The sequence below is a fragment of the Veillonella sp. VA142 genome, from assembly GCF_003992135.1.
GTDB lineage: Bacteria > Bacillota > Negativicutes > Veillonellales > Veillonellaceae > F0422.
This window is the reverse complement of sequence record NZ_RQVN01000003.1, coordinates 90,209-108,266: the sequence shown is the minus strand read 5'-3', so window position 1 is coordinate 108,266 and position 18,058 is coordinate 90,209. Positions and strand designations below refer to the sequence as shown.

Genomic DNA, 18,058 nt, shown 5'->3' with positions numbered 1-18,058 from the left:
CTCTACCCCCCCCTATTATTATGAGAAACTGCACGTTTCGTTAATGAGTTCTGTTCACAGAATATCATCAGTATTATGTACTTTCTAGTATATTTTATACATCTAAATTATACCTAATAGATTAAGATTTTTCTATATTATATTTTTCAAAGCTGTATATCAATTCCTCATACCTCTTCTTTTTACAATGTATGTAGAACATATACTTCATAAGGGCACACGCAAAATGGACACTCAGTCGAACGACTGGGTGTCCATTTGTTTGTCATACACTAAGGGATTTTCCTCATGTATAGGTTATTATTTTTTTGCTTCTAGCATAGTTACACGTTCGATGAGCATTTTAATTTGTGCTTTCATTTCTTCGTTTTCTGCTTGTTTTTTAGCATTTTCTACGTCTTTTCTAGCATTTTCTGCTTTCAATGCTGTGATTTCATCTTGCATTACGTATACGGAAGAAATTGGGCCACCTTTATAACGCTCTGGAATCATGCTGTCTTCACCGCCAAATCGGTATGTGACGCCTGCATTCACCATGTTTTCACCATTGCCTACGCTGACACCTACATTGAATAAAGTATCTTCGTTTGCATAGTGTGCTACGCCTAAAGCTAAGGCACTGCTTCCTTTATAGGAACCATATCCTGCCATCACTTGAGATTTTTTCAATGGATCATAGCTCAATGGATTCATTGCTGCTAACGCTGCTGCATGCGCTCCAATGTTATTCACACGTTGGCTTACTGCGCCTGCCAGTGCATTTACTTGCCCTACAGTCGCTGCATCATTTGGTTTTGTGCCAACACCTACATTGTGAATTGGATTATCACCATTATATAATCCGTCTGCTGTTAACTTAACAGATGGTTTATTTGATCCTTCCTCTGGAGTGATAGTTACACCTGTACCATCCACTTTTGTGGTAGCTGCCTTTACAGATGTACCATTCACATCCATGTAATGAACATAGGATGTAGAACCATCTTTCATATCCATATCTTTTTTCAAACGAATCATCATGGTAGCTGGTGATGTGTCATTGGCTTTAATTAATTCCACGCCGATATTGCCATCTATCAGTGTACCTGTTGCGCCACCTTTGATTGCTAATGTTTCACCTAATGCTACTGTTGCAGAAGCCACTCCAGTATCTGCTGTAAAGACACGACCACCTTGCACTGCTTGTTGTAATGTAGTGATATTGCCTTCCGCTGTACCTAAGCGAGTATTGATACCTGAGATTTTATTGATTTCCGTTTTCGTTGTTTCTGTCAAATCAACTGTATATGCTCGTTCCCCTGTGCCACTTAGAGTTCCACCAGTGACAGATACACTGCCTCTTGTTGCTGCTTGCACTGTCGTATCTCGACCGTTTACAGTGTAGGTTGTAACATTGTCTTTCGTTTCTGGGTCAATCGTTACATTGTTACCAGCTTTCACTTTCACAGCCCCTTGTGCTGCATCGGTAATTACTTTTTTACCTTCTGTAGTCAAGTTGCTCAAGTCTTTGTTGGCTACATTGTCAATAGCATTACGAGTGGCCTTATCTAACCCAAAGGTTACTAATCCATCATCACCTGTTGTAATAGTTAAACCTGATTTAGGCCCTTCTGTTGTAGTATCTGTATCTGTAGCAGATACGAAGTTTAAACCTTTTTTCAGTTTCACTTTGTGTGCAGCTGTATCTGCAACACTGTTAGCTCGATATGTAATATCTGTATCCAAGTTTTCAGCTACCACATTGCTTTTACCGAAGTCTACTGTAGCTGTTTTTGCTGGTGTTGTCGTTCCTGTAGCAGGATCGGTTTCAGCTGCTTTCGCTGGTGTTAACGTAATCGTAGCATCGCCGTTTTTGATAACCAAGCTATCTGTATCATTACCAGAAATACCTTTCATGTTGCCAAGGTTTTCTGCTAATTGTACATCAAGTCTATCAACACCTTTATCAGTTTTTTTCACAACTTTGATATTGTTTTCATTCGCACCGCGTGTAAAGTTTTCTCCACCTTTAATCGTTAAAGTTGTACCTAAATCACGGTGCACCTTATCCGTCGTATCATCGCCTGTGAAATCTAATCCAGCCTTAGTCAATTCAGTTTTCACTGTATGGAGTTGTCCACCGTTAACAGCATCATGTGAACCATCTGCTATCTTGCCATCTTTAATGTTAGACAACGTAGTTGGTGTCGTAGTCTCTCCACTGCCATTCACTATGCGTGCTTGTGGATTTGCTACTGGTGTTGGAGGCACATTGTTGTTTTCAGCCTGAGTTTTCACAGAACCATCTGTATTCACTTCACTAGGTTTATAGTAATTTCCATCATTGGCTTTGATGAGTCGTTCCCCAGCTTCATTTGTATATACTACAGAACCAGCTTCACCATTACGTAAAGCATTGACTTTATCTGTTAATGTGCTGCCATTTAGACCATCTTTGCCAGTTAAGCCTTTATCACCTGCGTTACCTGCTGCACCGTCTTTGCCATTAGCTGCTTTACCATCACGACCATCCGATGATGTATTCCCTACATTTGTCACTGCAGTTAATTTATTTTTCACATCATCGGATAAGCCTAATGTATAGGTACGAACATTATTCGTATCTAGCTCTCCACCACTAATCGTCAACTCTGTTCCCGATACAGCTACTTTCGTATCGTATGCATCCACTACATACTTCGTTACATCACCATCTTGTTTTGGTGTTACCGTCGTATTTTTACCAGCCTCAACTTTTACCACATCTTTGGCAGCGGCTTTTGCTAATGCAGTCACTTGGTCTTTACCTGTTTGACTCAAATTGCTCAAGTCTTTATTGGCTGCATTATCGATAGCATTACGAGTATCGCTATCCAAACCAATTGTAACTAATCCATTATCACCAGTTGTGATCATAATACCAGATTTTGTTGTTTCACTATCCGTTGCTGGTGGTGTAGCTGGTGTTGTCACGCCGCCTGTAGCTGGCGTAGTACTTGCAGCTGGTTGCGCCACTGTACCAGTACCTGCCACAAAGTTCAAACCTTTTTGTAGTTTCACTTTGTGTGCAGCTGTATCTGCAACACCATTTGCACGGTAGGTAATATCGGTTTCTAGGTTTTTAGCCACCAATGTAGTATTGCCGAAGTCTACTGTAGCTGTTTTACCTGGTGTCACTACACCTGTATCAGGATCGGTTTTATCCGCTGTTGCCGGTTTTAAGGTGATTGTGGCATCGCCATTTTTAATCACCAAATCAGTTTTTCCATCTCCAGCGATTTCTTTAATATTACCAAGGTTTTCTGCTAATTTCACATCGAACCCATCACCTGTAGTATTTTTTTCTACATTGATATTATTTTTAGCTTTGTCATCACGAACAAAATTCTCAGCACCTTTTAATTTTAAAGTTTCACCAAGGTTACGATGTACTTTATCTGTATCCACAGTGTCTTTGTTTCCGTAGAAATCTAAGCCTTTTGTAGATAACGAGGAGTTTGCATTGTTAATACGAGTATTTAAGTTGCTAATTGCATCCCCTACACTCTTAACTGGTGTCGTTCCATTGGTTCCATCATCTTTCGTGATGTTGTACGTAGGACCTGTGAAAGTTCCATTAGCATCTACTGCAGAACCGCCACCAAGGTATGTTGCTAAGTCAGATTTTAATCCATACAACTGACGACCTGTGACAGCATCGTTAGAAGTGGCAGTTATGGCAGCTTCTTTGATGTTGGTCAACTTCGTTGTGGCTACTTTGTTGATATCATCTGCTGCTAGTGCTGTGGTACCGTCTGTGTTCACAAGGGTTGCCACAATAGTCGTTTTATCTACTGCTACAGGAGTTATGCCATTGTTTTGATCAGCAGTTTTTACCACACCGTCGGCATTAACCTCTGTGGCTTTGTAGTAATTACCATCCGTAGCTTTCACAATACGATTACCATCTGCATCTGTGTACACAACAGAACCTGCTTCGCCATGACGTAAAGCATTCACTTTATACGTTGCAGTAGTACCATTCAAGCCATCTTCTTTCGCAATGCCTGTGGAGGCAATCGCATCCGCTTCGCTGCCTAATTTGCCATCTCGACCATCTGCATTTTTATCAGATAATTGAGCTAACTTATCTTTTACAGCTTGTTCTAAAGAAATTGTAATTGTACCTGCTTGCGCTACAGTTTTAACTTCCCCTGCTGTACCAGCTACTTTTAATGTGCCTGTAGCTAATGCTAAGTTCAAATGATCTTCACCCGTTGCTGCACCTACATTAGTATCACCAGCATATCGTAGATTTGAATTATTAGAGATGGTTTTACTTAAGCTTGTAATGGCTGTATTGACTTCAGATTTACTTGCTGCATTATCGATAGCACTACGTGTATCTTTATCTAAACCGATGTTGACCACGCCATTTGCTTCGGTAGAGATAACAATCCCTTTCTTAGCTGTTTTATCATCTGTAGATGCCGTTGGGCTAGTTGTAGTAGCTGTACCCGCTGCAGGTGTTGTTGCGCCTGCTGCTGGTGTTGTTACACCCGTTGCTGGCGTTGTTGATGCTACTGTGCCGTCACCTGCCACAAATGTAAAGCCTGTTTGCAATTTAACAGTTTTCTTCGCTGTCTCACCGCCTGCTTTATAAGCAATATCTGCTTCTAAATTATTAGTGACTAATTTCGTATTCCCAAAATTGATGCTACCTTTATCGCCATCTTTAGGTGCTTTTACAGTCACCTTAGTATCGCCGTTTTTGATGACTAAGTCATTTGAGCCATCACCAGCGATTTCTTTTATGTCCCTAAGGTTCTCTGCTAATTGTATATCGAATCCATCACCAGTAGCGTTTTTTACTACATTAATATTATTTGTAGCTGTTGCTGCACGCTCGAAGTTCCCTGCACCTTTTATTTTTAGAACTTGTCCAAGGTTACGGTGTACTTTAGATTCGTCTCTAGTGTCTTCATTGCCGTAGAAATCTAAACCAGCGTTAGTCAAATCAGTTTTTACTGTATACAGTTGTCCGCCGTTAACAGCATCATGTGAACCAGCTTCTACCTTGCCATCTGCAATGTTAGAGAACGTAGTTGGTATTTTCGTATCTCCACTGCTATTCACTATACGTGCTTGTGGGTTATCTACTGGCTTTGGCTCTTTACCATTGTTTTCTGCTGCTGTTTTTACTGTTCCATCAGGTTTTAGGTCTGTTGGATAGTAATACTTACCATCATTACCTTTCTGTAGACGTTCACCTTTGTCATCAGTATAGACAACGATCCCAGCTTCACCATTACGCAATGCATTGACTTTATCTGTTAATGTATGTCCATTTAATCCATCAGCTCCTGTTAGGCCTGTAGATCCTGCAGATGCCGGTGGTGTTGTTCCTGGAGTACCAGATGCTCCTGGTGCACCTGCTGTGCCTGTACCAGATGTACCTGCTGCTCCTGCCGCCCCTGGAGTGCCGGATGCTCCTGGTGCACCTGCTGTGCCTGTACCAGATGTACCGGATGTACCTGCTGCACCTGAGGTACCGGATGCTCCTGGTGCACCTGCTGTGCCTGTACCGGATGTACCTGCTGTACCAGATGCTCCTGGCGTACTAGTGGCAGATTTTCCATCACGTCCATCTGCCGATGTATCACCTAATTGTTTTAACTTATCCTGTAATGCTTTTGTTAAGGCAATCTCAACAGTGTCACCTTTTGCAGTGGTTGTAATATCTGTCGCATCACCTTTGATATGTAATGTACCAGTCGCTAACGCTAAACCTACTTTATCTGTATCGTGATCTTGACCATCTTTTGTGACATTACCAGCAAAGTTTAGATTGGCATTATTGGTAATTGTAGTATTTAAATTACGAATCGCCGTATCTACGTATTTTTTGTTTGCTGCATCATTGTCATGTTCTGCGTCAGCCACGTTAGTAATTTTCATGCTACCCGCATCAACACCATTTTTGCCAATAGTTACAGTTTTGGTTACCCCTGTAATCGCACCCGTTGCTGGAGCTTGTGTATTGGTAATCGTTACACTGTCTCCACCAATTGAGATGGTAGTCCCTGGTTTATTATCTGCATCGGCATTTGTGATAGATGTGATATTTTTCAAATCACTTGCTAGTTTTACATTTAATGTAGTCGCATCTGTAGCATCTTTTTTCACCGTGATGTTGTTTTGACCATGGATGTTTAAAGTTTCTCCTAATTTACGAGTCACTTTATCTGCTGTCGCATCATCGCCCGCAAATACCATACCACCATCTACTAAACTAGTAATTCGGGTACCTAAAGTAGTAATAGCTGTATTTTGACCTACATTAGTGCTATTTAACTTATCGAGTGCCTCTTTTAAGGTATTTGCATTTTCATTAGTGCCGTCTGCTTTTGTAATACTGAAAGTTGGTCCTGTTACAGTACCATCTGCAGCAATTGTTGTACCACCGATGACATTTGCCAAGTTACCTACCGCTTTTAATTTATTTTGTGTTCCTTCTGTTAAAGCGATGGTAACAGTGTCACCTTTTGCAGTGGTTGTAATATCTGTCGCATCACCTTTGATATTTAATGTACCAGACGCTAATGATAAGCCAATTTTATTTGCATCGTTATTTTGTGCATCCTTAGTCACATTACCAGCAAAGTTTAGATTGGCATTATTGGTAATAGTACTATTTAAATTAGTTAATGCATTTTCCACATAGTTTTTACTTGCCGCATTATCGATAGCACTACGTGTATCACTATCTAAACCGATGTTGACTACACCATTATTTTCGGTAGAGATAACAATCCCTTTCTTAGCTGTTTTATCATCTGTAGACGCCGTTGGGCTAGTTGTAGTAGCAGTACCTGCTGCTGGCGTTGTTGCGCCCGCTGCTGGTGTTGTTGCACCGGTTGCTGGTGTTGTTGCCGCTACTGTACCATCACCTGCCACAAATGTAAAGCCTGTTTGCAATTTAACAGTTTTCTTCGCTGTCTCACCGCCTGCTTTATAAGCAATATCTGCTTCTAAATTCTTAGTGACTAATTTCGTATCCCCAAAGTCGATGCTACCTGTATTTCCATCTTTAGGAGCTTTTACAGTCACCTTAGTGTCGCCATTTTTGATGACTAAGTCATTTGATCCATCCCCAGAGATTTCTTTGATTTTCGCTAGGTTCTCTGCTAATTTAACGTCTAAAGCATCCCCGTTTTTAACCACTTTAATATTGTGATCAGTACTTCCCCGCGTGAAGTTATCAGCACCTTGAATAGTTAAAACAGTACCTAGGTCTCGGTGTACTTTATCTGCTGTATCATTACCTGAGAAATCTAAGCCTTTTGAAGTCAACGTAGAGGCTACATTTGTACCAGCTTGGGAGATTTTATTAGACAAATCATTGTAATTGCTAGTTACCGTATTACCTAAGTTTGTTACCGTATTTCCTAGGTTAGTGACAGTGTTTCCTAGATTCGTTACATTTGTTTCTAGCGTGCCTACTTTGCCTGCCGTTTCAGAGATTTTTGTATTTTGACCTTCATTTGTAGCGTTTAACTTCTCGATGGCCTCTTTTAAGGTATTTGCATTTTCATTAGTGCCGTCTGCTTTTGTAATGTTGAAAGTTGGCCCTGTCACAGTACCATCTGCAGCAATTGTTGTACCACCAATGACATTTGCCAAGTTACCTATCGCTTTTAATTTATTTTGTGTTCCTTCTGTTAAAGCAATGGTAACAGTGTCACCTTTTGCAGTGGTTGTAATATCTGTCGCATCACCTTTGATATGTAATGTACCAGTCGCTAATGATAAGCCAATTTTATTTGCATCGTGACCCTGTGCATCTTTTGTCACATTACCAGCAAAGTTTAGATTTGCATTGCCTGTAATTGTACTATTTAGATTAGTCAATGCATTTTCTACATAGCTTTTACTTGCCGCATTATCGATAGCACTACGTGTATCGCTATCTAAACCGATGTTGACCACGCCATTTGCTTCGGTAGAGATAACAATCCCTTTCTTAGCTGTTTTATCATCTGTAGATGACGTTGGGCTAGTTGTAGTTGCTGTATCTGCTGCCGGCGTTGTTGTGCCTGCTGCTGGTGTTGTTGCACCCGTTGCTGGCGTTGTTGCCGCTACTGTTCCAGTACCAGCTACAAAGTTAAATCCATCTGCTAATTTAACCTTATTCTTGGAGGTTTCAGTACCTGCTTTATAAGCAATATCTGCGTCTAAATTAGAGGTTACAACTTTTGCATTGCCAAAGTTAACAGTACCATTGTCGCCAGTTTTACCAGCTGTGATAGTTACTGTATTCGTACCATTTTTGATTACTAAATCATTCGTACCATCCCCAGCGATTTCTTTGATGTTGCCAAGATTTTCTGCTAATTTAACGTCTAAAGCATCCCCGTTTTTAACCACTTTAATATTGTGATCAGTACTTCCTCGCATGAAGTTTTCAGCACCTTGAATAGTTAAAACAGTACCTAGGTCTCGGTGTACTTTATCTGTTGTATCATTACCTGTAAAGTCTAAACCTTTTGAAGTCAACGTAGAGGCTACATTTGTACCAGCTTGGGTAATTTTACTAGACAAATCATTATAATTGCTAGTTACCGTATTTCCTAGGTTAGTGACAGTGTTTCCAAGATTCGTTACATTTGTTTCTAAGGTTGCTACTTTACCAGCCGTTTCAGAGATTTTCGTATTTTGACCTGCATTAGTAGCATTTAACTTATCGATAGCATCTTTTAACGTAGTTACAGAATCAGTACCACCATCCGCTTTCGTAATATTGAAAGTTGGGCCTGTTACAGTGCCATCTGCAGTAATTGTGGTTCCGCCGATCACCGTTGCCAAGTTACCTATCGCTTTTAATTTATTTTTTGTCGCATCGGATAAATCTAACGAATAAGCACGAACTTTTGTAGTAGTATTTGGAGTTGCATCATTAATCGTTAATGCATCACTACCTACCGCTACTGTTGTATCAATTGCATTTACTTTATACGTAGTAACCCCAGGTGTTGTGGTTGTATCTGTATCCACTGTTGTGTTGATACCATTGTCTACTTTTACTGCTTCTTTCGCAGCTGCTTTCGCTAATTCAGAGACTTTATTAGTACCAGCTGAATTTAGATTGCTCAAGTCCTTGTTCGCCGCATTATCGATAGCACTACGTGTATCACTGTCTAAACCGATGTTTACTACGCCATCAGCTTCGGTAGAGATAACAATCCCTTTCTTAGCTACTTTACCATCTGTAGATGCTGTTGGACTAGTTGTAGTGGCTGCACCTGTTGCTGGCGTTGTTGGTGCTACTGTGCCCTCACCTGCCACAAATGTAAAGCCTGTTTGCAATTTAACAGTTTTCTTCGATGACTCACCGCCTGCTTTATAGGCAATATCTGCTTCTAAATTATTAGTTACTAATTTCGTATTTCCAAAATCAATACTACCAGTATTTCCATCTTTAGGAGCTTTTACAGTCACCTTAGTGTCGCCATTTTTAATCACTAAGTCATGTGTACCATCTCCAGCGATTTCTTTGATATTGCCAAGGTTCTCTGCTAATTTCACGTCTAAAGTATTACCGTTTTTAGACACTTTAATATTGTTGTTATCAGTAGTTCCTCGCGTGAAATTTTCTGCACCTTGAATGGTTAATGTAGTACCTAAGTCACGGTGTACTTTACCTGTATCTGTTGTATCGTTACCTGTAAAGTCTAACCCTTTTGCAGTCAATGTAGAGGCTACATTTGTACCAGCCTGGGTAATTTTATTAGACAAATCATTGTAATTGTTCGTTACCGTATTACCCAAATTAGTTACTGTATTTCCTAGATTAGTGACAGTGTTCCCTAGATTAGTTACATTTGTTTCTAACGTTCCTACTTTACCAGCCGTTTCAGAGATTTTCGTATTTTGACCTGCATTAGTAGCATTTAACTTATCGATAGCACCTTTTAACGTAGTTACAGAATCAGTACCACCATCCGCTTTCGTAATATTGAAAGTTGGTCCTGTTACAGTGCCATCTGCAGCAATTGTGGTTCCGCCGATCACAGTTGCCAAGTTACCTACAGCTGCTAGTTTACCTTTTGTGGCAGTGGACAAATCTACTGAGTATGCACGAACTTTATTTGCATTTGGAGTTGCATCGTTAATCGTTAATGCATCACTACCTACTGCTACTGTTGTATCAATTGCATTTACTTTATACGTAGTAACTCCAGGCGTTGTGGTTGTATCTGTCGTTACCGTTGTATTGATACCAGGTGCTACTTTTACAGCATCTTGCGCCGCTGTTTTTGCCAATTCTTTGACTTTGTCTTTGCCATTATCAGATAAATTGCTTAAGTTTTTATCTGCTGCATTGTCTACTTTGCTACGAGTAGCTTTATCTAAACCAAAGGTTACCAATCCATCTCCACCTGTTGTAATGGATAATCCAGATTTAGGACCATCAGTGGTTGTCGTTGTGTCTGTAGCTGCTGTGAAATTCAAACCTTTTTTCAATTTCACTGTATTCGCAGCTGTATCTGCAACACCATTTGCACGGTATGTAATGTCCGCTTCTAAATTAGATGCCACAACTTTTGCATCGCCAAAGTTAATAGTACCTTTATCATTATCTTTACCAGGTGTGATAGTTACTTTATTCGTGCCATTTTTGATGACTAAATCCGTTTTTCCATCGCCAGCGATTTCTTTCATCCCCGTCAATTTGTCAGATAATTTAACAAGCAAACCAGCAGCACCAGAAGATCCATCTTTTTCTACACGAATGTTTGTATTCGCTGTGGTGGATGTGTAATTAGCACCGCCTTTCACTGTTAACGTCGTATCTAATGTACGGGCTACGCCAGCATTATCATCACCTGTGAAAGTAATCGCTTTTGCCTTGAAAGTATTAAAATCCGATTGGCTTACTTTTCCTCCTACTTCGGAAGTAAGATTTGTAATCTGTGTCGTATGGGTATTCACTGTCGTGTTAATGCCATCTACTACAGATTTTTTCGCTACATCTGTAATAGTTGCTGTCTCATTAGACACATCCTTGTTTTCACCATCGACATAATTTAACGTAATGGTGCCTGATCCATTTGGAGTATAGGAAGTTGCCTTAATATGGCGTTCTCCTTTTTTTAAGGAACTTTCAATCGCTTTTGCTTGTTTCAAGTTGACTGCATCGTAATCGCCAACACCACCTGCTACACCTGTTAAACGACGGGCAAAGCCAGTATCCGAAGACGATCGTTTTGTACCAATGGCTACGATACCATTCTCTTTATCTGACACCGCATCCGTTCCTATTGTATTTGTTAGCATATACGGATATGTTTTTTGTGCAGCCCCACTAGATGTGCCTACATCTGAAGCGGTGATTTCGGTTCCTGCTCCTAAGGCAATGCTACCAGAACCAGCCAGTACCTTCGCATTTTTACCGATGGCAATACTATTTGGGGCATCCACAGCTGGTGTAGTCCCTGCTGTAGTTCTTCCTTCTGCTATACCAACAGTCGCCCCCTCACCAATAGCAATTGCAGATGTACCAAACGCCTTAGCACCGTTACCAAGAGCTGTAGAGCTGGCTTTTGTGGATTGTGCTGCTGCACCAATGGCTGTAGAATTAGCCCCTGTAGTATTGGCTTGATAACCGATAGCAGTAGAGCCACTACCAGCTGCTGTAGCTGCATTACCAAATGCACTAGCATTGTCATTCGAAGCACGAGATGAACTACCTACTGCAATAGTATCTTTTGCTTGTGCTTGCGCATCATTACCCATGGCAATACCACTGGTACCACCTGAAATTGCACCTTTACCAATGGCAACAGCATTCGCTTTTTCTGCATTGGCACCATCACCGATAGCAGTAGCACTAGCCTCTGTTGCTTCTGCCTCTTTACCTATCGCAATAGCATTACCTTTTGATGCTTCAGCACCTTTACCGACAGCGACTGCATTTGCTTCAGTTGCTTGAGCGCCAGAACCTACGGCTGTAGCATCTCCTTTTGATGCCGTAGCACCTTTACCAAGAGCTGTGGCATTAGTTTCTGATGCAGTGGCACCAGAACCTAATGCAGTAGCATCAGCTTTTTGGGCTTTTGCTTCTTTACCTACCGCTGTCGCTCCTTCTGCAGTAGCTTGTGCACTTGATCCTGCTGCCAAGGTGTCTTTTGCAGAAGCGGATGCACTAGTACCAATGGCTGCTGCATTCTCTGCAGTGGCGGATGCCTTGGTACCCAAAGCAGATGCACTTTTCCCTGATGCTGAAGAGTTATAGCCAATCGCTGCCGCTTTTTCTCCAGAGGCTACTGTTCGTTCTACATTATCATTAAAACTCTTACCATCGCCACCACCGATAGCTACCGCATTTGCTGCTGTAGCCGCTGCATTACGACCTAAGGCTGTCGCATTACCACCTGTTGCCATAGCACGTAAGCCCACAGACATATCGCCCCAGCTATTATAGCCGTCAATCTTGCTTGAGCTATCATTATTAATATCATTACCTGGTACACCCACTGTATATACATCGGCACCAGCTAGAGATTGCCAACCAATAGCAATGGCACCGTTACCATAGCCACGGGAACTAACACCTAGTGTAGTAGCCCCTTCTTTCATGCTGCGGGCTTGTTCACCCATGGCTATACCATGTAATGAAGATCTTGTATTATAACCAATACCAATACCATAATCACCCGTTACCTTTGAATAACGACCTACGGCAACGGCATATGAATTTCTAATATCTGTATCTAATCCGATTGCTAAGGAGGAGTTACCAATAGCAACCGATCTAACGCCGATGGCAATACTAGGGTCAATAGAACCGTGCTGGCCATCAACTTGAGTTCCCTTGGAATAACTATTACTTCCAATGGCAATAGACCCTGCAGAGGCCGCGTATCCACCATCTAGGCCTCCCGCATTAACAGATACACTCATATCTGCCCCCACAGCCATAGCCGCCAAGATACTTACTACTACAATTTTCTTTTTACCAGAATGATTTTTAGCCACTTCAGATACAACGATATAACATTGTTTAGATTTACTCCAAATAACTTTGAATATCTTATTCATGGTGATCCAATACCCCTTTATACACAAAACACGCGACGATACTTACATCTTATTGACTCACTGATATATACTTCTTACTACATTGTGACACTACATAACTCAAACTGACTTGTATCGATAACACCCTCCTGACTCTGGGCCATGTCCTTGCTTAGTGCTGCACGACCTAAGCAAATGCTTATCTATTACATTATATGCCTCTTATTAGGATCTACATAATACGATAGGTAAACATTTGCTCTTCTGAGACACACTTTTCCTATTTTACACATTGTACTATTATATCTATCTTTTATGAAGGAATTATGAAAAACCTATAAATTTAATAGAGTTTTTTTCATATATTAGCATATATTATACACTCAATTTGTACAGTATTGCAAATTGACTTTTTCCATATGCAAAAAGGAACATTGGTATACTACCGATGTTCCTCTGTTATGTATCTGTCTATTCTATTAGTTTGCTAATTCTGCTCGAATTTCTTTGGCTGCTTGTACCATATGCTGTAAGCTAGCTACCGTTTCTCTTTCGCCACGTGTTTTTAATCCGCAGTCTGGGTTCACCCATACATGTTCTACAGGGATTTTGGCCACGATTAAACGTATAGCCTCTTTGATTTCTTCTACGCTTGGTACTCGTGGGGAGTGGATATCGTATACGCCAGGTCCTACTTCTGTTTGGAAGTTATTTTCCAATAATGCATCCAACAATGTTAACTTAGAGCGTGATGCTTCGAAAGTAATCACGTCTGCATCCATCGCGTCGATTTCAGAGATAATATCTTCAAATTCGCTATAGCACATATGCGTGTGAATTTGTGTACCCACTTGTACTTTACCATGACATAGACGGAACGCCTTGATGGCAAAGTCAAGATAATCGCTGTACCAATCGGCACGGCGCAATGGTAATTTTTCACGAAGAGCCGCTTCATCGATTTGGATAATGCGAATGCCTGCTGCTTCTAGGTCAAGTACTTCTTCACGGATGGCCAAGCCAATTTGGTACATCATTTCTTTCGTAGAAATATCTTCACGAGGGAAGGACCAGTTCAAGATGGTCACCGGACCCGTCAACATGCCTTTCACTTCTTTAGTGGTTAAGCTATTCGCATAGGCACTGTAATCTGTAGTGATAGCTTGTTTGCGTTTAATATCACCGAATACGATTGGCGGTTTTACACCACGTGTGCCATAGGATTGTACCCACGCATTAGAGGTGAACACGAACCCTGATAAGTTTTCTCCGAAAAATTCCACCATGTCATTCCGTTCAAACTCACCATGCACGAGTACGTCTAATCCAATTTCTTCTTGCAAGGCAACACAATCCTTGATAAATTCTTTTGCTTTCGCACGGTATTCTGCTTCAGTGATTTCACCTTGGCGGAACAATTTACGGTTTTCTTTCACCACTTTTGTTTGTGGGAAGGATCCGATGGTTGTGGTCGGTAACAATGGCAATTGGAAAATTCCTTTTTGTGCCGCTTGACGTTCTTGGATGGTTTGCGGACGGTTGAAATCTTCTTCTACCAAAGCTGCTACCGCTTGTTGTACGCTTTCATCGGTACGAAGTTCAGATGTTGCAAACAATGATTGGTTCGCTTGGAACACTTTGTGAGATGCGTAATCTGAAAGTTCTGCTAGATCGGTAATTTCTTTCAATTCTCCTAATTTTTCATAGGCAAAGGAGAAATGTTGTAACACTTCTTGTGAAAGTTTCGGTTCATTTGCCACCGTGTATGGCACATGAAGTAAGGAGCAAGATGTGCTAAGCACCACGTCGATACCGGCTGCACGTAATTCACCAAGTTTCGCCAACACTTTTTTATAGTCAGTACGCCAAATATTTTTACCATTCACTAAACCTGCAAAGAGCAATTTATCTTGTGGGAAACCATGCGTTTTTACTAAAGATTCAGTTTGTTTACCTTCAATGAAATCTAAGCCAATGCCGTCAAAGTCAAGATGTGTGACCACGTCATAGGCATCACGAATATCTCCGAAGTAAGTTTGTAGCAAGACGTGTAAGCCCTGTTTTTGTGGAAGCAAGCTTTCATAGATACGAGCAAACAATGCTACATCTGCTTCACTAAGATCATAGACTAAGTATGGTTCGTCCAGTTGAAGCCAAGACACGCCTTCTTCCTTAGCCGCTCGGAATGCCTCTGCATAGGCTTTCACCACATCATCCAAGACATCTTCAATACCTTTACGACCTGTAAAGTCTGCTAACTTCAAGAATGTAAATGGTCCGACTAACACAGGTTTTGTCGTAATACCCAAAGACTTCGCTTGACGATATCCATCTAGGAATGCGGTGGAACGCAATTGCAATGTGGCATCATCATCGATTTCTGGCACCAAGTAGTGGTAGTTCGTGTTGAACCATTTTTTCATAGAGAACGCTTTCACATCCCCCGCTTCCCCTTGGTAACCACGAGCTGCTGCAAAGTAAGTATCTACTTCCCCTAAGCCTAAGTCTTGGTATCGCTTAGGAATCGCATTCAACGTAAACGCTGTATCTAGTACGCTATCATATAAAGAATAATCATTGGACGGAATGAAGTCTGCCCCTGCTGCTTGTTGTACTTTCCATTGCACTTCACGTTGCTCATGGACAACCTTTGTTAATTCCTCTAGACTCACATCGCCACGGAAATACGCCTCCGTAGCAAACTTTAATTCACGTTTTGCCCCAATACGTGGGAACCCTGTTACAGAATATTTCATATATAGTACCTCCATTAGTATACATCGATAAGTATCAATTTGATATGTATACTATACTCCTTAGGTAGGTATTTGTATAATATGTATACAAGATAGAAGGTTATAGGTCTATGTTATAACAAAGGAGTTTCACCTGTGGATACGTAATAGCTGGAATCTATTTGTCCTAGATATATTTACAAACTCAGAATCCAAAAAAAGACAACACAAAGTGTTGTCCTTAACCGGTAGGAGCTCTTGAGAGCCATATCAAGTTGTCTATTATACTATCAGAAAAATCTGTAAATCGTCAACTGAGGAACGCAGTTAGGCGTAGCAGCCTTTGTGGCGGTTCTTACTGACTAAATCACACAAACATAAGAAGCCCATGGCGTGCTCCTGAACAAACATTATGCAATACCGTTTGAGAAGGAGTATGCTGTGCTCTTCCTTTTGCCTAAATCAAGACAATGTGATACACATACCTTCACCTAAGGAACGCAGTTAGGCGTAGTAGCCTTTGTGGCGGGTCCTACTGACTAAATCAAACAAACGCAAGAAGCCCATGGCGTGCTCCTGAACAAACATTATGCAATACCGTTTGAGAAGGAGTATGCCATGGGCTTCCCTTTATCCTATTCAGTTAACACCACCACAGGCTGTATAGCGGAACAAGTGAGTTTTTACTCTGGTTTGATTGTGAAGGACAAGCTAGAGAAGTATTTAGTTTGTTCACCTTTTGTTGCTGTTGGGAACGCTACTTCTACACCTACTACGTTCAAGCCGTTAGCACTAACTGTTACCATAGCTTTACCTTGTGCATCTGCTTGGCTTTCATTAGTCAAATCGTTGATAACGTCTTTGATCAATGGAGCATTAGCATATGGCATACCATCTTTGAAGACTTGAATTTCATAAGTATCACCTTTACGTAATGTCAATGGGTTAACGCTAGGAACGATTTCGATTGGCATATTTAAACGTTCAGGTTTTACTGCTGCATTCCAGTATGTTACATTGTATTTTACAGCATGAGTAGATTTTACAGCATTTGGTACATCTTTCATCATTGCTCTATGAGTTTTACCGTCTTTATCTTTAGTAAAATAGCCATAGTCAAATGTAGTTGCTGTAGTACCTAACATTTCATTTTTATCAATTGTTACATTGTGTTCATGAGGGATTACTTTCATGTCCAATGGGTTATATCCCACATCATAAGCTTCAAAGCTTTTTACCATGGATGGTTCGTATGCATTATCTAAAGGACCTTCCCCTAATACTAGTGTTGGATGATCAATACGTTGCGCAAACCACACACCATGTGCAGACGCATTTGCACCTACAGAAACAGCCCCTACTAACGCCAATGCAAGAATAGCTAATTTACTTTTTTTCATCTCGGATATCCTCCTATGAAATATAAAATTTATAACATCTTTATTCTACACCATTTGAGAATGACTAGCAAGATTTATTTTTAATTATAATTATTTTCTATAATTAATAGTCATAACTATCTATATATAAACAAATCGCATACCTGTATATCACAAAATCAAATGAACAATATTTTCAAAAATCCCTAATATCAGTGCAAACACTGGACGAATCACAGATCCAAGGAATCCAAATTGCCCTAACACCAGAATCCCAATAAAGAACCATAACTGAGCCTTTAGCAATTTTTCTTGCCATTCGTAAGGCAAATATTGCAACAACACATAGAATCCGATAAATCCAGGTACAGGTAGCATGTTAAATACCCCAAAGCCGATACACAAGGTCACAATATAGGACATGACCATTTGTAAACCTGTACTCACTGTGCCTATATCCATAGCGATAGATATACCCAGATAGGCTAAAAATGCCACTAAAATATTAGCACCTAGTCCTGCAAGGGCAATTTGTATCATCGCAGTCCGCGGATTTTTAAAGTGATATGGTGAAAAGGGAATCGGTTTGCTCCACCCAACGCTAGCAATAAGCATCACTAATATGCCAAGTAAGTCAATATGGGCAAAAGGATTCATCGTGTCCCGTCCCCATTGCCTTGGTGTAGTATCTCCTAAACGAATAGCCATCTTTGCCTGAGCATAGTTAAATATAGATATAGCGATGGCTATGGCCGGTAGCATCGCAATGTAATGAATCATATCTTTCATAGTATCTCCTTATTTAAATCAAAACTGTACTTTTTATTATACACGATGGTTACCCTCTTCCTCCATAGGTGACGAAAAATTTCCTCCCAGTCATACACCCTCCTATCAGTGAGTGGA

General features: G+C 40.7%; 4 protein-coding genes. All 4 read right to left on the bottom strand.

Features of this window, described 5'->3' with window-relative positions:
• Positions 1 to 300: 300 nt before the first annotated feature.
• Positions 301 to 13,059 carry a YadA-like family protein gene (locus EO117_RS09165; RefSeq protein WP_164727466.1) on the bottom strand — a complete coding sequence of 4,253 codons (12,759 nt, stop codon included), beginning with the start codon at positions 13,057 to 13,059 and terminating at the stop codon, positions 301 to 303.
• A 458-nt stretch (positions 13,060 to 13,517) separates the two neighbouring features.
• Positions 13,518 to 15,794, bottom strand: coding sequence for a 5-methyltetrahydropteroyltriglutamate--homocysteine S-methyltransferase (gene metE / locus EO117_RS02225; protein WP_126938893.1), 2,277 nt, complete (start codon positions 15,792 to 15,794; stop codon positions 13,518 to 13,520).
• 662 nt (positions 15,795 to 16,456) lie between these two features.
• Positions 16,457 to 17,173: a DUF4198 domain-containing protein gene (locus tag EO117_RS02220; RefSeq protein WP_126938892.1), complete on the bottom strand. Its 717-nt coding sequence runs from the start codon at positions 17,171 to 17,173 to the stop codon at positions 16,457 to 16,459.
• Between the two features lie 150 nt (positions 17,174 to 17,323).
• The gene (locus tag EO117_RS02215) at positions 17,324 to 17,941 is read right to left on the bottom strand and encodes a site-2 protease family protein (RefSeq protein WP_126938891.1); all 618 of its coding nucleotides are present in this window, start codon (positions 17,939 to 17,941) and stop codon (positions 17,324 to 17,326) included.
• Between the last annotated feature and the right edge of the window lie 117 nt (positions 17,942 to 18,058).

Excerpts from the sequence above, each read along its gene's own strand:
- EO117_RS02220 (WP_126938892.1), bottom strand. The coding sequence starts at position 17,173 with ATGAAAAAAAGTAAATTAGCTATTCTTGCATTGGCGTTAGTAGGGGCT.
- metE (WP_126938893.1), bottom strand. The coding sequence starts at position 15,794 with ATGAAATATTCTGTAACAGGGTTCCCACGTATTGGGGCAAAACGTGAA.
- EO117_RS02215 (WP_126938891.1), bottom strand. The coding sequence starts at position 17,941 with ATGAAAGATATGATTCATTACATTGCGATGCTACCGGCCATAGCCATC.
- EO117_RS09165 (WP_164727466.1), bottom strand. The coding sequence starts at position 13,059 with ATGAATAAGATATTCAAAGTTATTTGGAGTAAATCTAAACAATGTTAT.